Source organism: Nostoc sp. DedQUE12b (genome assembly GCF_034530835.1).
In the GTDB taxonomy this organism is placed as follows: Bacteria; Cyanobacteriota; Cyanobacteriia; order Cyanobacteriales; family Nostocaceae; genus Nostoc.
Genome location: NZ_JAVRCI010000065.1, coordinates 1 through 24,255, shown reverse-complemented (window position 1 = coordinate 24,255; position 24,255 = coordinate 1). Strand labels below are relative to the sequence as shown.

The 24,255-nt window shown below is 41.6% G+C and carries 22 protein-coding genes, 1 tRNA gene and 1 pseudogene; 11 read left to right on the top strand and 13 right to left on the bottom strand.

What is annotated here, in order from left to right:
- Positions 1-14: 14 nt before the first annotated feature.
- Positions 15-2,156: a type I-D CRISPR-associated helicase Cas3' gene (cas3, locus tag RMY16_RS25095; protein ID WP_322738634.1), complete on the bottom strand. Its 2,142-nt coding sequence runs from the start codon at positions 2,154-2,156 to the stop codon at positions 15-17.
- Between the two features lie 322 nt (positions 2,157-2,478).
- On the opposite strand from cas3, the gene RMY16_RS25090 reads away from it, so the two are divergent.
- Positions 2,479-3,345, top strand: a complete 867-nt coding sequence (locus tag RMY16_RS25090) for a WYL domain-containing protein (RefSeq protein ID WP_322738633.1) — start codon at positions 2,479-2,481, stop codon at positions 3,343-3,345.
- A gap of 265 nt (positions 3,346-3,610) precedes the next feature.
- On the opposite strand, the gene RMY16_RS25085 is transcribed toward RMY16_RS25090, so the two are convergent.
- The 5 genes and pseudogenes from RMY16_RS25085 to RMY16_RS33150 form a co-directional block, all read right to left on the bottom strand.
- A complete protein-coding gene (locus tag RMY16_RS25085; protein ID WP_322738632.1) occupies positions 3,611-4,249 on the bottom strand; it encodes a histidine phosphatase family protein in 639 nt (212 codons plus the stop codon).
- A 256-nt stretch (positions 4,250-4,505) separates the two neighbouring features.
- Entirely contained in the window at positions 4,506-5,369 is an 864-nt protein-coding gene (locus RMY16_RS25080; protein ID WP_322738631.1) for a fructosamine kinase family protein, read from the bottom strand.
- A 138-nt stretch (positions 5,370-5,507) separates the two neighbouring features.
- Positions 5,508-6,788 carry a pitrilysin family protein gene (locus RMY16_RS25075; protein ID WP_322738630.1) on the bottom strand — a complete coding sequence of 427 codons (1,281 nt, stop codon included), beginning with the start codon at positions 6,786-6,788 and terminating at the stop codon, positions 5,508-5,510.
- Between the two features lie 201 nt (positions 6,789-6,989).
- Positions 6,990-7,169, bottom strand: a complete 180-nt coding sequence (locus tag RMY16_RS25070) for a hypothetical protein (protein ID WP_322738629.1) — start codon at positions 7,167-7,169, stop codon at positions 6,990-6,992.
- A gap of 7 nt (positions 7,170-7,176) precedes the next feature.
- Positions 7,177-7,404 (bottom strand): annotated as a pseudogene (locus tag RMY16_RS33150) (DUF3011 domain-containing protein); the annotation flags it as partial.
- Positions 7,405-7,589: 185 nt separating this feature from the next.
- Here RMY16_RS33150 and RMY16_RS25065 point away from each other — a divergent pair.
- A complete protein-coding gene (locus RMY16_RS25065; protein WP_322738628.1) occupies positions 7,590-7,862 on the top strand; it encodes a hypothetical protein in 273 nt (90 codons plus the stop codon).
- A gap of 585 nt (positions 7,863-8,447) precedes the next feature.
- Here RMY16_RS25065 and aspS read toward each other — a convergent pair.
- The 3 genes from aspS to pyrE all read right to left on the bottom strand — a co-directional run bounded on the left by aspS (position 8,448) and on the right by pyrE (position 11,910).
- On the bottom strand, positions 8,448-10,235 hold the full coding sequence (gene aspS, locus RMY16_RS25060; protein WP_322738627.1) for an aspartate--tRNA ligase: 1,788 nt from the start codon (positions 10,233-10,235) through the stop codon (positions 8,448-8,450).
- Positions 10,236-10,940: 705 nt separating this feature from the next.
- Positions 10,941-11,270, bottom strand: a complete 330-nt coding sequence (locus RMY16_RS25055; RefSeq protein WP_322666513.1) for a hypothetical protein — start codon at positions 11,268-11,270, stop codon at positions 10,941-10,943.
- A gap of 16 nt (positions 11,271-11,286) precedes the next feature.
- The gene (gene pyrE, locus RMY16_RS25050) at positions 11,287-11,910 is read right to left on the bottom strand and encodes an orotate phosphoribosyltransferase (protein WP_322738626.1); all 624 of its coding nucleotides are present in this window, start codon (positions 11,908-11,910) and stop codon (positions 11,287-11,289) included.
- A 106-nt stretch (positions 11,911-12,016) separates the two neighbouring features.
- Here pyrE and RMY16_RS25045 point away from each other — a divergent pair, with 106 nt between their 5' ends.
- Positions 12,017-12,448 (top strand): hypothetical protein, encoded by a 432-nt coding sequence (locus tag RMY16_RS25045; protein ID WP_322738625.1) that lies wholly within the window; start codon positions 12,017-12,019, stop codon positions 12,446-12,448.
- Between the two features lie 298 nt (positions 12,449-12,746).
- Here RMY16_RS25045 and RMY16_RS25040 read toward each other — a convergent pair.
- A tRNA-Ile gene (locus tag RMY16_RS25040) sits at positions 12,747-12,819 on the bottom strand.
- A 294-nt stretch (positions 12,820-13,113) separates the two neighbouring features.
- Here RMY16_RS25040 and RMY16_RS25035 point away from each other — a divergent pair.
- Together RMY16_RS25035 and RMY16_RS25030 are read left to right on the top strand one after the other, a co-directional pair.
- Positions 13,114-13,815 (top strand): hypothetical protein, encoded by a 702-nt coding sequence (locus RMY16_RS25035; protein ID WP_322738624.1) that lies wholly within the window; start codon positions 13,114-13,116, stop codon positions 13,813-13,815.
- A gap of 142 nt (positions 13,816-13,957) precedes the next feature.
- The gene (locus RMY16_RS25030; protein WP_322738623.1) at positions 13,958-15,409 is read left to right on the top strand and encodes a hemolysin family protein; all 1,452 of its coding nucleotides are present in this window, start codon (positions 13,958-13,960) and stop codon (positions 15,407-15,409) included.
- A 26-nt stretch (positions 15,410-15,435) separates the two neighbouring features.
- Here RMY16_RS25030 and queC read toward each other — a convergent pair whose 3' ends face one another.
- Positions 15,436-16,113 (bottom strand): 7-cyano-7-deazaguanine synthase QueC, encoded by a 678-nt coding sequence (queC, locus tag RMY16_RS25025; RefSeq protein WP_322666519.1) that lies wholly within the window; start codon positions 16,111-16,113, stop codon positions 15,436-15,438.
- A 336-nt stretch (positions 16,114-16,449) separates the two neighbouring features.
- On the opposite strand from queC, the gene RMY16_RS25020 reads away from it, so the two are divergent.
- The 6 genes from RMY16_RS25020 (at position 16,450) to RMY16_RS24995 (ending at position 21,971) form a co-directional block, all read left to right on the top strand.
- Complete coding sequence (locus RMY16_RS25020; protein WP_322666521.1) at positions 16,450-17,532, top strand: Gfo/Idh/MocA family oxidoreductase; 1,083 nt, start codon at positions 16,450-16,452, stop codon at positions 17,530-17,532.
- Between the two features lie 463 nt (positions 17,533-17,995).
- Positions 17,996-18,619 carry a DedA family protein gene (locus RMY16_RS25015; RefSeq protein WP_322738622.1) on the top strand — a complete coding sequence of 208 codons (624 nt, stop codon included), beginning with the start codon at positions 17,996-17,998 and terminating at the stop codon, positions 18,617-18,619.
- Positions 18,620-18,646: 27 nt separating this feature from the next.
- Positions 18,647-18,784, top strand: coding sequence for a hypothetical protein (locus RMY16_RS25010; protein WP_322738621.1), 138 nt, complete (start codon positions 18,647-18,649; stop codon positions 18,782-18,784).
- A gap of 74 nt (positions 18,785-18,858) precedes the next feature.
- Positions 18,859-20,025 carry a ParM/StbA family protein gene (locus RMY16_RS25005; protein WP_292865177.1) on the top strand — a complete coding sequence of 389 codons (1,167 nt, stop codon included), beginning with the start codon at positions 18,859-18,861 and terminating at the stop codon, positions 20,023-20,025.
- 5 nt (positions 20,026-20,030) lie between these two features.
- Positions 20,031-20,510 (top strand): plasmid segregation centromere-binding protein ParR, encoded by a 480-nt coding sequence (locus tag RMY16_RS25000; protein ID WP_194042537.1) that lies wholly within the window; start codon positions 20,031-20,033, stop codon positions 20,508-20,510.
- 414 nt (positions 20,511-20,924) lie between these two features.
- Positions 20,925-21,971, top strand: coding sequence for a DNA cytosine methyltransferase (locus tag RMY16_RS24995; RefSeq protein ID WP_322738619.1), 1,047 nt, complete (start codon positions 20,925-20,927; stop codon positions 21,969-21,971).
- 111 nt (positions 21,972-22,082) lie between these two features.
- Here the strand turns inward: RMY16_RS24995 and RMY16_RS24990 are convergent, their stop codons facing one another.
- Positions 22,083-22,778, bottom strand: coding sequence for an MAE_28990/MAE_18760 family HEPN-like nuclease (locus RMY16_RS24990; RefSeq protein WP_322738618.1), 696 nt, complete (start codon positions 22,776-22,778; stop codon positions 22,083-22,085).
- Positions 22,775-23,848, bottom strand: a complete 1,074-nt coding sequence (locus RMY16_RS24985) for a DUF262 domain-containing protein (protein WP_322738617.1) — start codon at positions 23,846-23,848, stop codon at positions 22,775-22,777. Before RMY16_RS24985 ends, RMY16_RS24990 begins: the two co-directional genes overlap by 4 nt.
- Positions 23,849-24,255 lie beyond the last annotated feature (407 nt).

Below are 24,255 nucleotides of genomic sequence, written 5' to 3'. Positions count from 1 at the left end.
AATAGCCTCTAGTTCTAACATATCCATCCTTCATCATCTTTTGGCTTCCAATGCCAAGTTAAGGTTTCCAACAAAAGCGCATCTTGTCCAAAAATAATGGTGTAGTGAGGCTTTCTATCCTCTGGTTCATTTGTGATAGGGTAAGCTTGAAAGTGCATAGGTAATCCGAGAGTGGCGCGTAAAAAGTTGCGATCGCGGTCTGAAATGAAGCACACTAGTTTACGTCTACTCACAGCATCACTAATTTGGTTGATACCGTAACCGTGTCGTTGGGAAATCTCTAAACCTTGTAGTTCGTGTTGTTTATCAGGTAGAACTTGCACCTTACCAGATTTAGCTAATTCTCTCAGATTTCCTGGATAATAGAAGTGCCAATCTTCCCGCACATCCCGATAGCCTTTGAACTTTAAATAACACAAAGCTTTATCAAAGCGAGTAGTAATTACTCCTGCTTTCTCGGCTTTTTCCATAAAGCTATTTTTATCCCATAACTCGAAAATAAAGTTATTGAGAATGCTAGGAAGATTATACATTTTAAATCTTTCTGCTTCTGGCTCATCTGGATTAGTTAAGTCATAAATTGCACAATCTAACTCGCTACTTCCCCGAAAACTCCTAGCCTCATCAATAATTTTGTCTTTCTTTTCACCCTTACACCGATAATATTGAGCTTTCATGTGTTCAAGTTTGATTCCTAAATCTCTTTGAATACTAGTACCAAATTTTTTATCAATGTTTGGGTATTTATCTTTCATGTGATTATTATTGCTCAGTATTTTATATATGTAATATGACTGGATTCCACCCCAACGCCTTGGATAACATTCAAAGTCGTTTTTAAATATCCAAGATGAACGAATAGCATTATTAAACTCAACCCGGTTATAACTTTCACCATCTTGTAAAGGATGTAAAGAATGAAATTCATCCTTAAATAACCTTGCAACAAGAAAGTTAGGTATTAAAGCGTAAGCTTGATAACTTTCAAAACCTTCATGTCTGCCAAGCCGACCAAATCGTTGAATAAAATTTCCAGCATCAGCAGCTTCAAAAACTAAGAAATTAATCCGAAAGTCTACACCAATATCAATTGTAGACGTACCTAAAAGCAAATCTGCTTCTGCAACTGATTGAGACTTTTCAGTTTCTCCTGTTAAACCAGTATTTTCTCTAACCTTCCATCGCGGTTCAAAAATAGGTTTTAACTTGTCCATGAGCTTTTTAACTGCTGCGATGGAATTTAAAATAATTGCACCTTTGCTGTTAGGATAGTCTTGAAAAAACTTTAAAATCACCGTTTCAGCATTTTCTTCTATCCATTTATAGCTAGAACTAAGGTTAGGCTCTATACCTTGAGCAAAGCATAAGTTAATAGGTTGACTAATCTGCCGCCACCCATCGGTTGAATCATCTGATGAAAATTTGTAAGCTCCAACATCAACTGGATCGATAATCTTCGGTTCTATTCCAGCTTTTTGAAAATAACTCTTGAGTAATTCATTAGGTGTTGCAGAAAGAAAAAGAAATTTCTTGTTTGGACTACCAGTGTGTCTCATTAAAAGTATTGTATTAATTACACTAGCTATTTGCGGAGATGAAAAAACATGAAATTCATCATATATAAATAATTTGTAATTTTCGTCTATACGTCTGAATAACCTGTCAGGGTTATCTATTTTTTCTATCAAGTAGTAAAAATTATGGATGTAATGAAAAATGTCAGGATTGGTCAGCAGAATTTCATAGTTAATAGAAAAGTCTTCTATCCCATCTCGTTTAGAAGAGAGTTTACCAGTCGCTATATCTTTCTCCAAAATAGCTGCTGTTAATCGTCTTATTTGCGGATCTTTCTGAGGTTTAAAAATATCTTTGTATCCTTGAACCTGTTTTTCTTGATCTCTTGTTAACTCGTTTGTTGGATACATTGCTAAAGTCGGTGTCCTACTTGTCATAGCCTGCAAATAAGCAGCCAAGCTTTTACCATCTCCAGTCATTGCAGTGTTGAAAATTACCTCAATACTTGGATTGCGTAATGCCTTCAGAGTTTCCACTTGATGCCAAGAGAGTGACCAACCATTAGGTAATTTCACGTCATCAGGTGTAGGGACGGTTTTAGAATAAACAGGTTTGAGACTTATGCTGTAATGTTCAGACATATCCTTTAAATTGCTACGTAAATGCTTGGTTTATCAGAACTTTTATGCAAAAAGAATGACAGACTTAGTAAATCTAATCAATTTCTGCTACCAATAGTGGCAGTTTTTATATATGTGCTAAGAAATACAATCCATAAATTTCTGCTACCAATAGTGGCAGTTTTTTCGATGGGTATAAAAAATTTCCAGCCTATTTCTCGCACCAATGGTGCGAGTTTTTCACTTTACTTAAAAACTGTCCGTAACTCGTTGTTATTCCTTATAATGCCATGCAAAATAGAAGTTGCCAAGATATATCCGTATAAAAGTGTCCGTATAAAATATGAGTCGAAAAGGTCAATCTATTACACTGTCGATATCAGAACGTGATAAAACCGAGCTAGAAGCGATCGCCTTAGAATTCGGTATGATGTGGGGCGATCGCCCGAATATCTCTAAACTGATAGAAGCGATTGCCCAACGTAAGTTACTCATCGGTAACAATAACAATTGGAAAGAATCACACATCCGTGCATTACATCGGTGTATCACTGCTTTGACAGATATCGGGCAAATTGAACAAGCCCAAATCATTGCAAACTTGCTTCTCGAACGCAGCGAATTATCGATACCGCTAAGAAACGAAATCGAACGTTTCTTAGAGAATCTTCCCCCAGCTTGGCGCTTACAAATAGATAACTACATCCAGCGAAACCAACCATTTCAGCTTTCTTATCAAGATGCAACTGGACGCTTATTAAACTTCACAGTTCGCCATGCCAAAGTTACACCTCACGAAAAGCGGCAATATCTCGATTGCTGGTGCGAAGAGACAGAAGGAAACTTTGATATACCAGAACTGGTTCACAACTGGAGTTTGCGGTTAGACAGGATTACTGAAGCTGCTGTCATGCCAATTTCTGGTGAGTGGCGATCAAATTTAGCTGAGATAGAAGTGGAAATGCACCTATTTGCTGGCTTGGCTTTTGCCTATCAAGCTAAACCAGAAGACAACATCAATGAGTGGCTAGCAGATAAAGCGCGAGTTCGGCGAGTTGTCAGGCGAGTATCTAGTACCTTTTGGTTTACCCGCGAAGTCATGCAGTATGCGCCAGATTGTGTAGTGATATTACCTGAGAACGTGCGCGATCGCCTCAAACAAAAACTCCTCACCCTATGCCAGTTATACGATATCGAAACCACGAGTTAAGTCTTGTGGGATAGGCATCTTGCCTAATATAGGCTATAACCTATGAAAATAAATCGGTTCGGCAGGGCAGAAATCCTCATACCCGAAATTAATCTCCTATTTTACTGAGGGCTTTGCCAACCCACGCGCGCTTTTAAGCTGGGCGAAGCAGCGTCTTCCAGTTAAAAAAATAATCCAATTGTAGGGGCGCAAGGCCTTGCGCCCCTACAAATCTAGAAATAATTAATTTGGGATAATTTATTTTTTGCAAGTCCCTAAGAGACTATTATGTTCCCGGACGAGAGCGAATATGATTGGGTATATGATGGCGATCGCCTAATATTTCTAACAAAGGGCCATTAACGTCAAATTTAACCATACTTACCGACGCGACCAAAATATTCACCCGATAGCGATAGCGTCCCAAATCAATTCCCAGTAAACTGCAAAGCATAATCCGAATCGTTGCTTTATGAGAAACTACTAAAACGTTACCTTGGGGATGTTTTTCTTGAATCTCAGCAATTACAGGCATAGAACGGTTAGCAATATCTACCGCAGTTTCTCCAGCAATGGGTGCATTCCAAGCAGGTTCTGTCAACCATTTTACATAGTTTTCTGCGTAATTCTCTTGGACAAACGATTTACTCTTAGTTTCCCATTCGCCGTAACTACCTTCTCTAAGTCCCTCACGCAACTGCATATCCATACCGATAGCATCACAAAATGGCTTGGCAGTTGCAATTGTGCGCTTCATCGGGCTAACATAAACCCCTTCCCACTTCAATTGTTGATAAACATCGGCAAAAGCGGATGCCATCTGCATTCCCTCTGTTGTCAACTCTGCATCAGTTTCACCGCAGAAATTACCACTTTGACTAAAAGTAGTTTCTCCATGTCGCAGTAAATATAAATTGAGTGTCATAGCTTGTATGCCATTGGGATAAAGGAGTTTGTGCAAAAATAAAGTACCATCAATCTCGCAATCGAGTCTGTGACAACAGGACAAATTCAAAAGGCAGGAGGCAGAAAGGATCCCACGTTTTTAAACGTGGGATTGAAGTAAGGATGCCGCCAGATGCTTGGGGCAAAGCCCCAAGACTGCACTGACTCCCTTGTGTCTCGTGGCACTTTCCGCGACGCCGTGTCACTAGTTTTGCACTTTATTTAATCCGCATCCATTATCGTAAAATCTGGTCAATCATCCTATTGGCTTGCGAATCGTAACTGCCCCCAAATAAATTGAAGTGATTCAAAATGTGATAAAGGTTATAGAGCGTTTTTCTTTGCTCATAACCTGCATCTAACGGAAACACCTCGTTGTAACCCTTATAAAACGCTGCGGGGAAACCACCAAATAATTCGGTCATTGCGATATCAACTTCTCTATCTGCAAAATAAGTTGCTGGATCAAATATCACTGGTTCTCCCGACGCAGTACACCCAGCATTTCCACCCCATAAATCGCCATGTACTAAGGAAGGTTGCACTTGATGATCCGCCAATAGTTCAGGGATAGCTGCCAGTAACTTGTCTTGTTTGGGAAAATTACCTCCCCGTCGCCTTGCCAACTGAAATTGATAACCCAGGCGATGTTTAATATAAAATTCTGTCCAGTCTGCTGTCCAAGTATTAATTTGAGGTGTGGAACCAATGGTATTGTTAATTTTCCAACCAAAACCTTGACTGCTGCTAGCTTTGTGCATCGCTGCTAACTTGCGTCCCATTTCTAACCACGAATTGCTGTTACCGCTACCAAGTTCCAACCATTCCAGGACGATGTAGCTAGAATTATCAGCAGTACCCCAGCAAATTGGTTTGGGGACGCGAATACTAGCTGTTGCTAGCATTTCCTTTAAACCTAACGCCTCAGCTTCAAACATTGCAACTTGGGATGCAAGGTTTTGTTTGACGAAGTAGGTTATCTCACCATTAGAGACAGCATAACCTTGGTTGATGCACCCGCCACCAACCGATCGCCGTTGCTGACTCTGAAATTTTTCGCCAGTCACCTGGCTAATATGGGTGTCGATTTGAGTCCACATGATTAAATTGGGGAGTGGGGGATGAGGGAGCATACTTCGACTGCGCTCACCGTAAACTCAGTAACCGGGGGAGCAGGGGAGGAATAATTAATTATTGATTAATTACCAATGCCCAATGCCCTATTCCCAATTTTTGATTTACGGCTTGACAAAAACTACACCATAAGCATTAGAAGATAGATACTCTTTGGCTGCTTGCATCAAGTCTGTTGCATCTTGGCTCTGAATTATCGCTGGGTAGTTAAAGGCAGGTTCCAAATCTCCCACCAAAGATTGATAATAACCATACAATCCAGAGCGATCGCTTGGAGTTTCGTTACTAAAAACATATCTGTTAGCTACTCGCCGCCGCACACGGGCAATTTCTGATTCTGTTACCAACTCTGTTTGGAGTTTGCTAATGTGTTGAGCGATCGCATCTTCTACAACTGCTAAATTTTCTACTGCACATTTAGCTGAAATATAAAATATCCCTTGCAACTCGTTGCTCATGTTGCTCACAGAAATTGAAGAAACTAATCCCCGTTCCTCCCGTAAATCCCTCACCAGTCTTGATGTCCGTCCGTGTCCCAAAATTCCTGCTAAAACATCTAATCCATAGGTACGATCTAACTGAGCCATTCCTGGAACCCGCCAAACCATTACTAGCCTTGCTTGTTGCAGACTTTCATCGATAAATTCTCGACGAACAATTTCTGTAAATGGTGACTCAGGATTCAGGGGGGAGTGGGGAGTAGGAAGTGGGGAGTGATGAGTTTTAGTGGCTTTTGTAAATCCTTCGGCGACAGTTGAAATTAATTCTTCCACGGGCAAATTGCCCACAGCCACAGCCGTAATTGACTGGGGTTGATACCAATTAGTATGAAAGTCTCGCATCTGCTGGGGTTTAAGTCCGGCAATCACCGATTCTGGCCCCAATACCGCACGGCGATAGGGTAGACGCTCGAAGGCTGTCTCCATCGCCCGCCGATATGTACGCCGCTGAGGATTATCCTCTGAACGCCTAATTTCTTCTAAAACTACCAATCGTTCACGTTCAAAGGCATCATCAGGAATACTCGCATTCGATACTACATCTATTTGTAGTGGCGCAAGCTCGGCAAAGTCTTTGGGGGCAGTAGTTATATAGTAATGAGTATAATCTTGGCTCGTAGCGGCATTGGTAACAGCACCCCGCTCTTCAATTCGACGTTCAAACTCGCCGCTTGCCAGTCGTTCTGTTCCTTTAAAAATCATGTGTTCTAAAAAGTGAGCCATGCCGTTAATGGCATCAGGTTCAACAGCAGAGCCAACTTTTATCCATAAGTTGAGGTTTACGGCTTCAACTGGCATTTGCTCGGCAATGATTGTCAAACCATTGGGCAACTTGTGCAGCGTCGGAGCATTGAGACGGGGAAATTTCCGCAGGGTTGAGGTCATTGCTACTTGTGTGTGAGGAGCGATGTTACTTCTTTATCTTATCCGCGACTTAAAATAAGCACTGCGATCGCTTTTCTACAAAAGGAAAAGCGATCGCATTAGCAAGATACGCAAAGAATACTTGACAGGGCATCTGCCTGAAGTTGACGCTAATGGCGAGAAGCCCACCTCACAAGAAGTAGTTGAGTATTTTTTTATTAGTCAATCCCAAATTGATGCAATACCCAGTTTCCTATCTGTCATATCTATCGTTTCTGTCATATCTGTCATATCTGTCATATCTATCGTTTCTGTCATATCTGTCATATCTATCGTTTCTGTCGTATCTGTCATATCTGCCGTTTCTGCGATCGCCAACTGAAAACTCAGCTCGGCAACCATTTTTCACCCAAATACGATTTCTCCGATAGCCCCAATTTCCTCTACAACTGGTGTTAGACAATTGCCTAACAAGCCTCACTCTACCTCTTGCATTTACCGAACAAGTATTTCTTCGATTATTTTGGCTTGAACAAGTTATTATCTCTTGAGCCGAAGCTGGGGCAGCAATACTCAAAAGTGTACCTATACTAAGACTAGCCGCGACAAAGGCCGCAGCAATTGTGGGAATGCGCATAATCATAATAAAATGCTAGATTTCTTCTAGATTTCAGAAATAAAAACTATAGTAATTCTAGCAAATTGCAATCAGAGCCAATGAATAAATCAGATTAAATGCAAATATTCTTTGCATTCCAAACTTCATCAAATACAACAGGTTCTATCAAGCAGTTAAGCATTGCAAGGGTTTAAACTAAGCTTGTGCTACAATATTATTTCAAACCTTATACAAAAAGTGATACTATTAATTTTTATAAAGCTTTAAGAGGTGAAAAACTATCTAGTTCAATTAGGGATATTACATTTACAACCCATTATCTTGGGGAATTAATCTTAACTTCAGGAAGATTAGTAGCTTGTGACCCACTTGCTTTTCTTGATAGTGAAGCTTTTCAAAAGTCTTTAGCAACTGGGAAATATTCCGTTTTCTTAATTGTTGCTCTGTTAACGTTGTCACTGAGTTTTGAATATTAAAATAATCAAAATTGCCGTTGGATTATACAAGTACTACTCCAACTCAAAGAGCGCAAAGGTTTTGTTTTGCTTCCAAAACACTGGGTGATAGAGCGCACCTTGGTTTGGCTTTTTTGCTGTCGGCAATTACAGCTATTTTCAGGTAAATAGACCACGCGGTAGGGGCGCAAGGCCTTGCGCCCCTACTCGGTTAAAGGGAAAAGGATAAGGGTAAAAGGAGTGGAAGGCTCGATATATAAGATTTTTTCCCCTTTAACCTTTTCCCTTTCCCCTAAAACCCGACAAACATTGGGTGTGGTTCAAATACATGAAAATTGCTGTAAATAAAGACTATGAACTACTTCTTAAAACTGCCGAAACGTTTATTTATCTTGTGATCATTCGGATTATGGTGAGACGATTGGCATAAAATTTTACAAAGAAAGGCAGGAGGCAGAAGTAAAAACTTTACTCTGGGTCATTTGCCCACTAAAAAAAAGAATTGTATCTCGCGGCACTTTCCGCTCGATACAAAGCGTCCTAGCTAAAATCCCATGTTTTTAAAGATGGGTTTCTCCTGCCTCCTGAATCCTCTTCAAACATCCTCTAAGACTTTGGTTTATAAGTCGAAGCAACGTGTAATTCTTTCAACTGTTTAGCATCTACACTCGAAGGCGCATCTGTCAACAAACAACGTGCTTGTTGTGTCTTCGGAAAAGCAATGACATCCCGAATCGATTCTTCTCCAGCTAACAACATTACCAAACGATCTAAACCGTAGGCTATGCCACCATGCGGCGGTGTACCATATTCAAATGCTTCTAAGAGAAAGCCAAATTTACTTTGTGCTTCTTCAGGAGATAACCCAATCGCTTCAAACACTTGCTGTTGAATTTCTCGCTGATAAATCCGTAGACTTCCGCCGCCAACTTCGACGCCGTTGAGTATTAAGTCGTAAGCTTGGGCGCGTGCAGTCTTTAAGTCGCTCAAATCATCAGGATGTGGTGCTGTAAACGGGTGATGTAGTGCTTCTAGACGTTTTTCGTCAGCGTTCCACTCGAACATCGGGAAATCAGTAATCCAGAGTAAGTTAATTTTTTCGGCATTGATTAAATCAAATTCTCTAGCGATCGCTTGTCGTAATCTATCTAATGTTTTATTAACTGTAGCAGCTTCCCCTGCCCCAAACAACAGCAAATGTCCAGCTTTTGCACCTGTACGGCGCAAAATTTCTTGTTTTTGTTCTTCGCTTAAGTTGTCTTTAATTGCCCCAATGGTATCAATTTCGCCATCATCCCTGACGCGGATATAAGCTAAACCTTTAGCACCGGCTTCGCTGGCTTCTTTAAATAAGTCGCCGCCTGGTTTAATGCGGACATTAGAAATTACATCGTTCCCGTTGGGAATGGGGAGGATTTTGACGATACCACCATTGGTAACAGTATCCCGAAAGACTTTGAAACCAGAATCTTTCACGATATCTGAGACATCAACTAATTCCAAACCATAGCGTGTATCGGGTTTATCACTACCGTAGCGTTCCATCCCCTCAGCATAAGTGAGACGCGGGAAAGGGCGTTGTAACTCAATGCCTTTAACTGTTTTGTAGATATGGCAAATTAAATTCTCATTTAGTTCGATAATTTCTTCTTGGGACATGAAGCTCATTTCCATGTCCAACTGCGTGAATTCTGGTTGTCTGTCGGCGCGTAAATCTTCATCACGAAAGCAACGGGCAATCTGATAATATCTATCTAAGCCAGATACCATCAGCAATTGTTTAAATAGTTGGGGTGATTGCGGCAAAGCATACCACTCACCAGGATTGACGCGACTGGGTAGAACATAATCCCGCGCTCCTTCTGGGGTAGAACGGGTAAGAATTGGGGTTTCGACTTCGATAAAACCTTCCAAATCTTCTAGATAACGACGCATGGCTTTGACAATTTGATGACGCAGTTGCAAATTTTGCGCCATACGTTCGCGTCGTAAATCCAAATAACGATATTTCAGCCGTAAGTCTTCTCGTACTGTTTCGGTGTCAGCTACAGAAACTTGGAAAGGTAACTGTTTGCGAACAGCATTGAGTAGTTCAATTTTATCGGCGTAGATTTCTACCTCGCCTGTGGGGATGCGGGTATTCAACGATTCTTCGGGACGTTGTGTTACCCTACCAGTGATTTCGACAACATATTCATTTCGCAGGGCGTTCGCATATTCGTAAGAATCTGGGGTGCGTTGCGGATCGCTGACGATTTGGACAGTTCCAGAGCGATCGCGTAAATCTAAAAATATCACACCACCATGATCGCGGCGACGGTCTACCCATCCGTAAAAGGTAACAGTTTCTCCAATATGTTCTTTTCGGAGTTCGCCGCAATAGTGAGTTCGCATAAGTCTTAGTTATTGTTTCCGGGCTAGATTGGCAAGAAAATGTCAAAGCCTTCCCATTATCTAGCATCAATAGTAATTGTAGTAGTTCTGGTGAAAGAAAAAATCAAATAATCTCACACTATATGTACAGCATCTTTCATGTATTTGAACCACACCCAATACTTGTTGGGTTTTGGGGGAAAGGGAAAAGGGTAAAGGGGATAAAACCTTACCTGTCTGTCGTAGGGGCGCAAGGCCTTGCGCCCCTACCGCGTGTTCTATGGTTGATTAGGACGATTTTCTTGGGGAGAGGCTCCGCCATCGCCAGGAGGATGAGGTGGAACTCCCAATGCCGCTTTTAACTGGGCTTCTGTAACTCCTAACTTTGTCGCCGTGGCTTTAAAATCAGGTCTGGGTGAACGCTGACTGCGATCGCCTGGTATTTGGCGGATTGGCTGGAACTCCCAATGCCGCCTTTAACTGGGCTTCTGTAACTCCTATTCACCCTTGACTTAACACCTTCTGGTCAAACAGCGTTCACCCTCACTTTACTGGTGAAGTAATCCATCTTTTGTTACTACAGGAAGTCAGTAAAAGTAAGTACAATGTTTCTTAGCAATGACTTTTAAATGACCACAATAGGTAATTACACAAACCCTCTTGAAAAGTTTTTCAGGAGGGTTTGTGTAATTTATTTAGAGCGATCGCGCAAGCTCATTGCATTGATTAATTCAAGGCATCAGCGATCTTAATACCAAGGTGCTGCAATGCTTTTTCTTTGACAAATTCAGCTGCACTACGAGCCGATTCCGCCAAGATAGTATCGGTGTTTGGAGTCAGCTTCAGCGCTCCTCCCAGATATCCCAAAGCTTTGCAATAATAATCATTCAAGTTGGTAGATGCCAGTCTCTTTACAGTTTGATGATCGCCACCCTGAAAAGCTGTTAACGCTTTGTGGTGTAAATCATTTTCTGGCTTTCCTAGTACTTCAAGAATTGCGCTCACAGCTTTATCGACTTTTTCTTGTGTTAGTTCTGTGGATACTGTTGCTTGCATATTTATCTCCTTTTGTTCATGAATTTGCAAGTTGTCGGTAGCGTTCTTGAACTTCCTGAATCGAAAACAAAGTTTCAAACTTCAACCCAGCTGACTGGTACAACTCACCTCCCCCTTGTTGTCGATCTACCAGTGAAATTACTTGATTTACGGTATAACCTGCATCCTTAAGACGCTCAACCGCTTTTAGAGCAGATTGCCCAGTTGTTACTACATCTTCCAAAACTACTACTTTTGCGCCCTCTGATAAACTGGGGCCTTCTATATAAGCTCTTGTCCCATAACCCTTGGCTTCCTTGCGAATAATCAGCGCTGGTATTGGGCGGTTTTGATAAACAGAAACTATACTTACTGCTGTCACAATTGGATCAGCTCCCATTGTTAAACCACCTACAGCCTGTGTATCTATAGGTAATAAAGGAAATAGTAATCGTCCGACTGCTAAAGCACCTTGGGGATGGAGTGTTACCTGCGTCTTATTGACGTAATAAGAACTATGCAGACCAGAAGATAGGAGAAAATCACCCTCTTGATAAGCAAGTTGGCAAAATAAATCTAGTAGCTTGTGGCGTAAAGTAGTCAAATCAGAAGTGGTTGCCCAAATATCTGAGTGGGTAAGAGTTTCAGTAGGATACGTCATTACAAAACATTAAAAGTTGTGCTACACCAAAGGTTGAACTCATCAGAGTTCTGAACTTCAGCATAAATTAAGATTCGCCTAAAGCAAAAGTTGAGGAGTCAGAAACGTGCGTATAAAATTTAAAACCTTTGGTGGTTTATTGGTGCTGCTTGCTGCTGGTATTGCTTTTCCCTCTATTGCATCTGCCCAAACGGCAACACCTAATTCTGAAACTACGAATGATGTATTTGAACGAGCCTATTTTCGTCACGATCGCAATTTCTACGAAAATGGCAGCCTCAAGCGTCAGCTAGACTCATTTCTAGGATTTGGTTTTGGTTTTGGTGGTTCCTTCCCAGAAAATGAAATTGCCCGTGATGCTAATTTGATTAATACTTTATATCATGATGTCCTGACTCAGCAAGTTGGCAACGATCCTTATATTCGTACTCCTGATTTACCAAATCCTTATGACACATCGCTGCTCGTCTCTCCTCGCTATAGCAACAAACTTAAAGTAGGAACTGAATTCCGGTTTGAAACTTTACCATCTCGGTAAGATTGGGTAGTGGAGAGTAAAGAAGGTAATAAAGGTACAGCTTACAGGGTAAAGATTATTCCCTCTCACCTGTCACCTGTCACCCCTCACCTCTCCCTTAACTCCAATACAACTCTTGGAGAAGCTGCGCCAACACTCATTTCGACTTCAGTACCTCGGCTCCGGTTCCATCAAGCGACTTGTACAGAGCTTATCCTGAGCGTAGCCGAAGTAAGTCGAAATGCTGGGCACAAGTCAAGGCAAGTCACTCAGTACAAGTGCCCCATGCCTTTCTATTACTAGTTTTTGATGATCTCAGTGCGCCCTGCTGGAATCGAACCAGCCTGAAGACGAATTATGAGTTCGTTGCCTCCCCAATCGGCCAAAGGCGCTTGTTTTTGGGTTGTGGGTTGCTACGAGCAAATTACTTAAACTCTTAGGTCAACCTGATTTGCTAATTTTAGAGTGAGAAAAATACCTCACGCACTGAGTTTAGCCAATTCCATGAATATAGCACAAATTTACCACGTGTGAATACTGGACAATAGTTTATTAGATTTTTATACTACATAATTTGATCATAGATATAGTGCAAACTAATATTGATTAAGTTCCTTTAAGGATTGAGGTCAAAAGCTTCACTATTCTTAAATAGACCAGCATTCTATTGTGATAGCTTGTCAGCGATGAAAATAAATTCTACTGTACTTCTTACTTTGATTTTGTTAATTCTGATGATGGGAGCAGGTTCTGTGAGCGCGTTTTTGGGCTTTGACCTGGGGAGTTCAGCACTTAAAGGCGTGACTACACCAGATGGGCGTCCTACAACCAAATTTGCCAGCAATAAGGCAAATAGCTCTCAACAGGGAGGGCTAGTGCTATTAAAAGAGGAAGAAATTCTGAAAATAGTCAAGGCGCGAATTGAGGGTAAGACTAAAGCCGCTAAATCGGAAAAGCCAGAGGAAGATGATGAAGAAACCAATAGCAGCAAGCAGAAGCCAGAGGAAAAACCCCCAGAAGTAGTTGAAGAAAAGCCCCTACCAGGTTTTCCGGTTACTGCCCAAAGTCAGGGTGTAACAATGACTGTACAATCTGCTCGCTACTCTGGTGGTGATTTACTACTAAAAGTGAAAATGCAGAACAAAGGTAAGGATTCTGTGCGCTTCTTGTATAGTTTTTTAGATGTTACCGATGACAAAGGACGAACCCTGAGTGCTAGTACAGAGGGTTTACCAACAGAATTGCCTGTAAATGGACCAGCATTTTCAGGTACAGTGAGCATTCCTACAGCTTTACTTGATGATGTCAAGAAAATCTCACTTGCTCTGACTGATTATCCCGCTCAACAATTGAAGCTAGAGGCATCGAATATTCCTGTAGAAAGGTAGAAAGGGCATTGGGCATTGGGCATTGGGCATTGAGCATTGGGCGAAACAGTTCTGAGTTCCAAGTAAATAAGTGAGATTCACAACTCAGCACTCAGCACTCAGCACTCAGCACTCTCCATTCCCTATTCCCTATTCCCCCTAAATGGAGGGCGTGAGTTTTACACGAGCTTTGGTGGTGAGTGGTTTTCCTAATTTAAGTTTGATAGAAGTGGCGCTGCGGTTGTTATCAGTGCTACTACTGATTGCCATAAATGCCTTTTTTGTGACGGCGGAATTTTCGATGGTGAGCGTGCGACGATCGCGTATTCACCAGCTAGTTAAGGCTGGGGATATTCCAGCGATCGCTGTAGAAATGTTACAACGCAGTATTGACCGACTACTATCTACCACCCAGTTAGGCATTACCCTCTCTAGTTTGGCACTGGGATGGATTGGCGAAAGTACGATTGTTGTACTGGTGAATGCCTGGTTAAGATCCTGGCCTTTACCCAGTGGGATGACTACCTTCCTCGCCCATTCCCTATCAATTCCTATCGCCTTTTTCTTGATTGCTTATTTGCAAATTGTGATCGGAGAATTATGTCCCAAATCCTTGGCTATGCTGTACTCAGAACAGCTAGCAAGGTTTTTGGGGCCTCCGGTAAAAGCGATCGTGCGTTTTTTTGGCCCCTTCATCTGGATTCTTAACCAATCAACTCGTTTTTTATTACGAATTTTTGGCATCCAATACACAGGTCAAGGCTGGCGACCGCCTGTAACTCCCGAAGAATTGCAACTGATCATCTCTACAGAATGGGGGTCTACTGGGTTACAGCGTGCAGAGCGAGAATTGCTCAATAATGTCTTCGAGTTTGGGGATGTCATGGCGCAAGATGTGATGATCCCGCGCACCAGTATTATCACACTGCCAAAAGATGCTAGCTTCCAGACATTACTCAGGGAAATGGCTTCTACTGGTTACTCGCGCTATCCTGTGATTGGTGAATCTTTAGACGATGTTCGCGGCATTGTTTATTTTAAAGATTTGGCACAACCCTTGGCAGTCGGAAACCTCAGTTTAGAGACACAGATCCAACCTTGGATGCGTCCCGCCCGGTTTGTTCCAGAACACACGCCCTTGAGTGAACTTTTGCCCATGATGCAGCAAGAGAAACCCGCTATGGTCATGGTAGTGAATGAATTTGGCGGTACTGTGGGACTAGTGACAATCAAAGATGTCATTGCCGAAATTATTGGCGACCCCAGCGACCTTGAAAGCAGTGAAGATTTACTGATTCAGATGTTAGGTGAGCAAAAATTTTTGGTGCAAGCACAAATCAACCTTGAAAACCTCAACGAAGTTTTGCATCTCAATTTGCCCCTGACCAGAGAATATCAAACACTAGGGGGCTTTTTGCTGTATGAGTTACAGAAAATTCCTGCCAAAGGCGAAATATTTTGTTATCAAAATCTCGAATTCACCGTGGTATCAATTGTTGGCCCACGCCTGCATCAAATTCAACTGCGACGGGTAGAGGAAGAGGGGAGAGCAGAGGAGCAGGGGAGCAGGGGAGCAGGGGAGCAGGGGAGCAAAGGGGCAGGGGGTAATAACTAATGACTAATGACCAATGACAAATGTCTCTACTGTGCATACGCCAGTGGATCAACAAGTCCCAATTCGGCAAAAGCTGCTAGCCGCAAGCGACAAGAATCACACACACCACAGGCGACATCTCCACCTGCATAGCAAGACCAAGTTAGTTCCCAAGGAACTCCCAATTGGTTCCCCAGTTGGATGATTTCGGTTTTTTTCAAGTTTATTAGGGGTGCAACAATATTAATTGGTTGTCCCTCACGCCCTTGTTTGGTTCCCAAGCGAAAAACTTCCTGCATTGCTTGGATATAGTCGGGGCGACAATCAGGATATCCTGAGTAATCTAGGGCATTAACACCGATATAGACACGCTCTGCTGCGATCGCTTCGGCAAAACCAAGAGCAAAGCTTAAAAAGATGGTATTACGAGCCGGAACGTATGTGACAGGAATATTTTGAGACATTTCATCTAGCGATCGCTCCTGGGGTAAATCAATGGCATTATCAGTAAGGGCCGAACCGCCCCATTGTCGTAAGTCAAAATTAACTACCTGATGTTTTGCGATCGCAGCTTTTTGAGCGACACTGAGTGCTGACTGTAACTCTCGTCGATGTCGCTGCTGGTAATCAAAGGAAATAGCATGACATTCACAGCCATCAGCTTGAGCTTTGTACAGAATAGTGGAAGAGTCCAATCCCCCAGATAACAGAATTACAGCTTTCATCTCGGTTGCAAATTTTGGATTTCAAATTACTGCATCAAACCTTAACAAGATGCCAGAAAGCAATGCCAAGGGGAATTTATACTTAGGTCTTACTGAAAGTTTTAAAGTTAATAAAAATACATATATTTTGTAGAAGTGCAAAATCCAAAGCAAACTCGAAATATCTATACAAAAGATATTTGGATTACGGGAACCGATCACAAACTTTGAAATTCTTCATAAACATAGGCTCTATGTTACCATCTGGATGGTTTTAGACGGATCGTAACCGGCTTTCAAGTATAAACGCCAACGGCCGTAGCGTCTCTAAATTTGGTGGTTGAGGAGAGAATAATAGTGCAAAATAGCATGTCAGTGGCAGAACCGAATCCATATACACAGCGCAACCAGCCACGACCAATCCGCATAGGCGTGATTGGAGTGGGTAACATGGGACAACACCACGCTCGCGTCCTGAGTTCAATGAAAGATGTTGAACTAGTCGGAGTGGCAGATATTAACGTCGAGCGGGGGTTAGAAACTGCTAGCAACTACAAGGTGCGTTTTTTTGAAGATTACTGCGATCTACTACCCCTTGTGGAAGCAGTTTGTGTAGCTGTTCCCACCCGTCTGCACTATGCCGTGGGCATCAACTGTCTGTTAGCGGGAATTCATGTTTTGATTGAAAAACCGATCGCAGCCAGTATTTCTGAGGCAGAGTCTTTAGTAAATGCCGCAGCTGAGTCTGGATGTATTCTGCAAGTAGGTCATATTGAGCGTTTTAACCCAGCTTTTAAAGAACTGAGCCAAGTTCTAAAAACAGAGGAATTACTGGCGCTAGAAGCCCACAGAATGAGTCCTTACTCAGATCGGGCAAACGATGTTTCAGTTGTGCTGGATTTAATGATCCATGACATCGACCTACTTTTGGAATTAGCTGCTTCCCCAGTCACGAAATTGACTGCTAGTGGTACTCGCTCCTTAGACTCTGGTTATTTAGATTACGTAACCGCCACCTTGGGGTTTGCCAATGGTATTGTTGCTACTCTGACTGCTAGTAAAGTCACTCACCGCAAAATTCGCCGCATTGTCGCCCATTGCAAAAATTCATTTACTGAGGCAGATTTTCTCAAGAATGAAATTTTGATTCACCGCCAAACGGCTGCCAATTCTCTCACCGACCACCGACAAGTACTTTACAGGCAAGACGGTGTAATTGAAAAAGTCTACACCAGCAATATTCAACCCCTAAGTGCAGAATTAGAACATTTTGTCAACTGCGTACACGGTGGCAATCAACCTTCAGTAGGTGGCGAACAAGCTCTCAAAGCCTTGAGGCTTGCAAGTTTAATTGAGCAGATGGCGCTGGAAGATCGAGTTTGGAATCCCTTAGACTGGCAATCAGAACCAAGGGTACAATCTTTGACCCCCACAGTCTAAAAGAAGAGGGGATGAAGGGGATAAGAGGGACAAGGTGAAATTTTCTCCTTTCTCTCCCCGTGCTGCCCCACAGCCCCAACTTCAGCAGAAAACCCAGAGTATGTTTTTAAATTTGCCATCAAGTCTTTAGATCCTTCCTAGCCCCTTTAAAAGCAGGCTAAGGGGGATCTAAAAAATTAGAAAACAAAACCTAGTGGTTCGTTTCATTAATTTTGTGAGGTTTGTAGTGAGCGATAAATCGTTCAATTTCAAGGGCTAGAGGTACTTACGAACTTTTATAACTCTCAACATTAATGAAACAGACCCCTAGCTTCCACTTGTCTTACTCTGTTTTTCAGTTATGCTGCTAATTTTTAGTGTAATCAAATTACTTGACTCTAGCAAGCGGGGATAATTACCCTTTAAAAAAGCTAAAGCTGAATTTAGCAACAAGACTAGTCCAGCAATTTCAGGAATTGACTCAATGCTTGAATGGATAACTAATACTATCAACTATTTTGGCTATTGGGGAATTGCCCTACTAATGTTTTTAGAGAACCTTTTTCCCCCCATTCCTTCAGAATTGATTATGCCACTGGCTGGATTTACAGCAAGTCCATATCAACCAGGAGGGGCAAAGCTGAATATTATTGGTGTATTTTTCGCAGGACTTTTGGGTTCTGTATTGGGCGCACTTATTTGGTACTATCCGGGTAAGTTCTTGGGTGAAACTCGTTTAAAAACTTGGGCTGACAAGTATGGCAAATGGCTGGCTATATCTAGTAAAGATATCACCAAGGCCAAAAAGTGGTTTGACCGACAAGGTAAAACAGCAGTATTAATTGGTCGTCTGGTGCCAGGAATCCGCACCTTGATTTCTGTTCCCGCAGGTATTAGCAATATGCCTTTGCTACCATTTTTGTTTTACACAACATTAGGTAGCGCTGCTTGGGTGGGTTTGTTAACATACTCAGGATACATATTGGGTAGTCAGTATGAACTTGTGGACAAGTACCTTGCTCCTGTATCTAAAATCGTACTTGGCGGTTTGGTTCTAGCATTTGCTTTCTGGATATTCAAGCGCCAGTTAAGACGCACTAGAAAATGAAACACGGACGCTTTTGATTTGAAAGCAGTGAAAGCAGGGGTTACATCTGGCCAAAATTCGCCTACACTATGCCAAATAATACTAGATGTGCGTTGGCAGAGCTTACCAGAGGTATTGCCAGAATTAATTTTTGGCGTATTTCTAGCTACACTTGACGCAACCTAGAATTTCTGGTTGCTCGCATTTTTGTAAGATGAGCATGACAACTTTTTACAGTTAAGTTTGAACTAGGAGCTTTCATGACAGACCAACCTTCCGCCGCTACCCCCATAAATGCTGCTGCTATACCCATGAATAGGCAGCCGTTAGCATCAACTCCTATCAATGCTGTTAATAATAATCCTCCTGCCGGTATCAAGCCAGGCGGTGTTCCAGGGAAAACCATTCTCAGTGTTGATTTAGGCAGAACTTCCACAAAAACTTGTGTGAGTCGTGAACCTGGCAGTGTGGTGTTCGTACCTGCCAACGTCAAGCAGATGTCAATCGAACAAGTACGCGGTGGTGTTTTTGAAGCCAGGGCTACTGACCCTTTAATGGATTTGTGGCTGGAGTATCAAGGAAATGGATATGCTGTTGGTCAACTGGCAGCCGATTTTGGGGCGAATTTAGGAGTCGGACAATCTAAGGTAGAGGCTGCACTGGTAAAAGTGTTAGCAAGTGCTGGCTACTTCAAACTCAGAGATGATATCTCCGTCGTACTAGGTCTGCCTTTTCTTTCCTTAGAGCAATTTGAAAAGGAAAAAGCACAGTTGATTAGCCAAGTTGGTGGCCCTCATGTGTTGAACTTCCGAGGCGAATCTGTGTCGCTGAACGTCAGTAAGGTATGGGTCATGCCAGAAGGCTACGGTAGCTTGTTATGGTCTGAAGCTCAACCCAAGAAAAACCCTGGTAGTCCCGATTTTACAAAAATCTCGGTGGCGATCGTTGATATTGGTCATCAAACCGTCGATCTTTTGATGGTAGATAATTTCCGTTTTGCTAGAGGTGCTTCTAAAAGCGAAGACTTCGGGATGAATAAGTTTTATGAATTGGTGTCTGCCGAAATCGAGGGAGCAGATAGTCAATCTCTAGCGTTGATTTCTGCTGTAAACAAACCTAGAGGTGAACGCTTTTACCGTCCTAAAGGCGCTAGCAAGCCCACCAACCTAGACGATTTTCTTCCCAACCTTACGGAGATGTTTTCTCGCGAAATCTGTAGCCGTGTGCTAGCCTGGTTGCCAGAACGCGTCACCGATGTGATTCTCACTGGCGGCGGTGGTGAGTTCTTCTGGGACGACGTTCAACGTCTACTCAAAGAAGCAAAGATTAATGCTCATTTAGCAGCACCTTCCCGTCAGGCGAATGCTTTGGGGCAGTATATTTATGGAGAGGCACAATTATCCTCCAATCGCGCTGCTAGGGCATAAAGCTGATGTTCCAATGGTCAAAAAAGGTAGTTAAATCCGTCACGTTCAACCCAGAGCTTGCTGATGAAAGCTTGTTAGCGCAAGTAGAAAGTTATTTGGAAAAACAACCAGACAAGACTTTCAGCGATCTCTGTAAAGAAGCCTTGTGGCAATCTTTATGTGTACCGGAATCTGTACAACCTGCTCCACAAACAGCAGTAAACACACCGATCGATCAACAAATCGGTGAACTGCAACGTCAAGTGGCTGGACTTGAGGAACGTTTTTTTGCCAAGGGATCTAATCGTTTGGAGGCGATGGAACATCATCTACTGCAACTTTCTCAACAAGTTGCACAACTGGCGCTCATAGTCAACGATCGATCGTTCATTCCGTCTCCAAGTCAATTAGAAGTAGTAAATAATACTTCTTATACTGTTGCTACCCCTCCTCAAGAGGTTGACCCCGTAATCAGTCGCCTTAGTCAGTTTCTCGATGATTTTTAAGGAAAAATCATGTTTGTGAGCAGTTTTTGCTCATATTAACAATCCTTAATAGTTAATACTATTAAGGATTATTAATGTTTATATATATTTTATACACATACAATATTTGGCAACCAGCCACTACCCTTCTTCTTCCCTTCTCTACTAAAGTCTGCACCAGAGGGACGCTGTGCGTAGCTTGCTTCTCGAAGGGTACAGAGACGCTATGCGCACGGGAAACAAGCTACGCGTCTACGCGGCTAATCAAGTTATGTAAAACGAGTCTTGTTTGAGAAATACTTCTTATAACTCTTGATAAATTGTGCAGATGTAACTCTTATTAAAGGTATAGGAGACGTAACATGGGTGTAAAAATAGCGCTCTAGATAAGTTAAGCTAGCTAACTGATTTATATAAATTGTTTAGAGGTAGATAATGACCGGTATTTCCGCAGTAGACCTGTTTTGTGGTGCTGGGGGGCTAACATACGGCTTCCAACAAGCAGGTTTACCCGTCAATGCCGGGTATGACATTGACCCAGCTTGTAAGTTTCCGTTTGAACACAACAACCAAGCAAGATTTATACTCCGAAGCGTAGAAGATGTTTCTGGCAAAGACTTAGCGGCAGATTTTCCCATAGGAGACATTAAAGTTTTAGCAGGATGTGCACCATGTCAGCCATTTTCTAACTATTCTAGACGATACTCTGAAACACCCTCTTACAGTGACAAGGAGGTAAAGTGGAAGCTTCTATATGATTTTGCTCGTCTCGTGCGAGAGTGCAATCCAGAAATTGTTTCTATGGAAAACGTGCCTCAATTGAGACTACATAAAGTTTTTCAAGAATTCATCACTGAATTGGAGCAGTTAGGCTATTTTGTTGCATTCTACGAAGTTGACTGCTTACGCTATGGTATCCCTCAAACACGCAAGCGCTTGGTTTTTTTCGCCTCTAAGTTTGGCAAAATCAATCTAATTCCCGCAACCCACAATAAGATAAATTACGAAACAGTAAGAAAGACGATTGATCACCTAGAACCTCTTGTTGCAGGTAAGTCATCTAAAACTGACCGACTTCATCGGTGTAGCAAACTTTCAGAACTAAACCTTTGCCGTATCCGTTCTTCTAGACCTGGAGGAACTTGGCGAGATTGGTCTGAAAATTTGGTTGCAAAATGTCATCTTAAAGATAGTGGCAAGACATATCCAGCAGTCTACGGTCGAATGGAATGGGATACTCCAAGTCCAACCATAACCACGCAATGTTTTGGCTTTGGCAACGGTCGATTTGGACACCCTGAACAAGATAGAGCAATTTCTCTTAGGGAGGCAGCATTGTTGCAAACTTTCCCAAATGACTACGAATTTGTTGCACCTGATGACCCTGTGAGATTTACTCGTGTTGGACGTTTGATTGGGAATGCTGTTCCTGTAAAGTTGGCTCAGGTGGTGGCACAGAGTATCCTGGACTATCTTAGGTAAAGAAACTTATACTAAGTTGCAGTCTGTTGTAGTAGCTAGGATTAATGAGACAGTTTTCCGGGTGCGATGACAGATACTACCTTTGATTACAACTTGGTATGAAATTAAAATTCAAGGACTGCCTGTAGAGGAGTCTAAATATTCTTTGTTAACCAGATATGTTTCAATGTTTAGTAGTATTGCTCTCAAATACATAACTACTTGTTTTTTAATTTTTAATAGTTCATCAGCACTCTTGTCTCGTCCTACCTCTGCAAAGGACTTTATGCCATGCGCTAAATCGTTCCTATTGGACTTAACAGTTAACAGATCGCTCCCATTTCCCGTTTTCACATAATCAGTTATGTGTGAAAATCCGTAATCAGTTGCCATTTCCCTTATCAATCTTCCGTCGATGTTACCTGAAAAAAGGTCTTCTTTATCAAACCCCGCAGTAATAATATCAAGAGAAATTGCTGTTATACTCAAAATAATTTTATCAGAGTTCCGCTTTTTAAGATTCCTAAGTACAATTTTTTTGATTTCAGGTCTAACTTGATCGAAGGAAATTCCTTTACCCCGAATTTCTTCAAAAATCGTTTCTATTGCATTCCGCATAGTGGATTCCACTAAGTTATAAAGCAACAAGAAAGAACTTGCCTTCAATGTTTTTTCTAGATCACTATCAACTCGCCTGATTTTATTTTTTCCATTAATACCCTCCATACTTAGTTTAGTAGAACCTTGCTCTAAACTCTTTAAAAAAATAAAATACTTACTTACTTCTTTAGTACGTTCGTTAAAATCTTGGAATAATATAACCGTCATGATTTGCCTAGCAGTTGATTACGCACATATTCAATACGCCTAATTACTTTGGGTCTAGAGTTACTTGCATCAGATGTGGTGTACTCCTTAAATTGTTCTGAATTCAGCCATTCCATTGACACTGGCTCAAACTCACTCTTTTCTCTTAAAGCAAGAGCAACACCTACAGAAATTGCCTCGAAGCGAATGCGAGGAGTTGTGGTATGTTTTTTACCTTTGCGAAATCCATTCGGGAAATATCGCTCTACAAAATCTAACATTGATTGAAATTCAGCTTTCATTCCTTCTGTGTCAATTTTATCATTATTGTTCTTTTCTAAGTATTCATTAAGAAATTCATTTACTTGACGCTCGAAATTTTTATAGTTGTTTAAGTATGCGAAGAAACGCAACACGAATTCCTGGGGTTCACGCCTGAGAATGAGTGCTTCTGAAAACGGGCATAACTTCATAAATTTAGTGTTTTTTGATAGTTCCTCAATCAGAACAAGGAATGGCCCTCGTTGTATGCCTCTTCTCTTTTCCATATCGTTGAGAACAACACTACCTGTATTGATGCGTTCAAACATATCCCTTCGCACTTCCTCATCTGCTTTTTCAGTTAGTTGGATCATCCGAAGGGTAGTCCTTTTAAAGCGTCTCTGACGAGCAAGTGATAAATCACCGAAGGTAAAACCATTTAGCTGCCTCAATTTATCCAATTTATCTAGTATTAGTTCGTTATTAATAAATCTAACTAGAGTACGGATGCGTTGTGTTCCATCTATAATCTCTAACCGCGCTTCATTTTCCTGATCAGGAATGTCAGCAACAAAGATATAAGGTATTGGCAACCCAAGAAGTACAGACTCAATAAACTTTGATTGCCTTGTGTCATCCCAAGCCATTTCTCTTTGGTAATCTGGGATGAATAACTCATTAGTATCGTCATCCTTCCCATCCATATATTTCTGAACAAGTATTTCGACTGGATACTCTTTTGTATCATAATCAACGGGTTTTTGCTTTTCACGAATTTCTGCTTCAGCAGCTTCTTTACGTTCATCCGTGATTTCTAGCTTGGGTGGCATATCTTGTACTTTAAATAGAGAGTTTTACTTGGATAATAATACAGTAAATACTAAAAAAAGGGATTCAATCTTTTGTTTTCATTATTCTTGCCAATACCATAATACGCCATTTTTACATTTACTATTTAATACAAGACATTATTGTGATACTCTAGTGTTCTATCTAGTAGCAATATCAACGTAAACGAATGTTTTATTGATGAGCATAATCTGCCGTTGGTAATTTTGTTGGTATAAATCCACTAATTTGAAGCGATCGCTCATCTCTTTTTGTAATTATCACCCGATCGCACCTCTACAATAATGCACAAAATTGCTCACATTTGTATTGAATATTATTAGTACATATTATTACTAACCCAAGTTGCGGGTTATCAAGCTGTGGGTACTAAGACTTGAATAGTCGT

Coding starts and splice junctions, on each gene's coding strand:
- cas3 (WP_322738634.1), bottom strand. CDS start 2,156: ATGTCTGAACATTACAGCATAAGTCTCAAACCTGTTTATTCTAAAACC.
- RMY16_RS25090 (WP_322738633.1), top strand. CDS start 2,479: ATGAGTCGAAAAGGTCAATCTATTACACTGTCGATATCAGAACGTGAT.
- RMY16_RS25085 (WP_322738632.1), bottom strand. CDS start 4,249: ATGACACTCAATTTATATTTACTGCGACATGGAGAAACTACTTTTAGT.
- RMY16_RS25080 (WP_322738631.1), bottom strand. CDS start 5,369: ATGTGGACTCAAATCGACACCCATATTAGCCAGGTGACTGGCGAAAAA.
- RMY16_RS25075 (WP_322738630.1), bottom strand. CDS start 6,788: ATGACCTCAACCCTGCGGAAATTTCCCCGTCTCAATGCTCCGACGCTG.
- RMY16_RS25070 (WP_322738629.1), bottom strand. CDS start 7,169: ATGGTTGCCGAGCTGAGTTTTCAGTTGGCGATCGCAGAAACGGCAGAT.
- aspS (WP_322738627.1), bottom strand. CDS start 10,235: ATGCGAACTCACTATTGCGGCGAACTCCGAAAAGAACATATTGGAGAA.
- RMY16_RS25055 (WP_322666513.1), bottom strand. CDS start 11,270: ATGCAAGCAACAGTATCCACAGAACTAACACAAGAAAAAGTCGATAAA.
- pyrE (WP_322738626.1), bottom strand. CDS start 11,910: ATGACGTATCCTACTGAAACTCTTACCCACTCAGATATTTGGGCAACC.
- RMY16_RS25035 (WP_322738624.1), top strand. CDS start 13,114: ATGAAAATAAATTCTACTGTACTTCTTACTTTGATTTTGTTAATTCTG.
- RMY16_RS25030 (WP_322738623.1), top strand. CDS start 13,958: ATGGAGGGCGTGAGTTTTACACGAGCTTTGGTGGTGAGTGGTTTTCCT.
- queC (WP_322666519.1), bottom strand. CDS start 16,113: ATGAAAGCTGTAATTCTGTTATCTGGGGGATTGGACTCTTCCACTATT.
- RMY16_RS25015 (WP_322738622.1), top strand. CDS start 17,996: ATGCTTGAATGGATAACTAATACTATCAACTATTTTGGCTATTGGGGA.
- RMY16_RS25005 (WP_292865177.1), top strand. CDS start 18,859: ATGACAGACCAACCTTCCGCCGCTACCCCCATAAATGCTGCTGCTATA.
- RMY16_RS25000 (WP_194042537.1), top strand. CDS start 20,031: ATGTTCCAATGGTCAAAAAAGGTAGTTAAATCCGTCACGTTCAACCCA.
- RMY16_RS24995 (WP_322738619.1), top strand. CDS start 20,925: ATGACCGGTATTTCCGCAGTAGACCTGTTTTGTGGTGCTGGGGGGCTA.
- RMY16_RS24990 (WP_322738618.1), bottom strand. CDS start 22,778: ATGACGGTTATATTATTCCAAGATTTTAACGAACGTACTAAAGAAGTA.
- RMY16_RS24985 (WP_322738617.1), bottom strand. CDS start 23,848: ATGCCACCCAAGCTAGAAATCACGGATGAACGTAAAGAAGCTGCTGAA.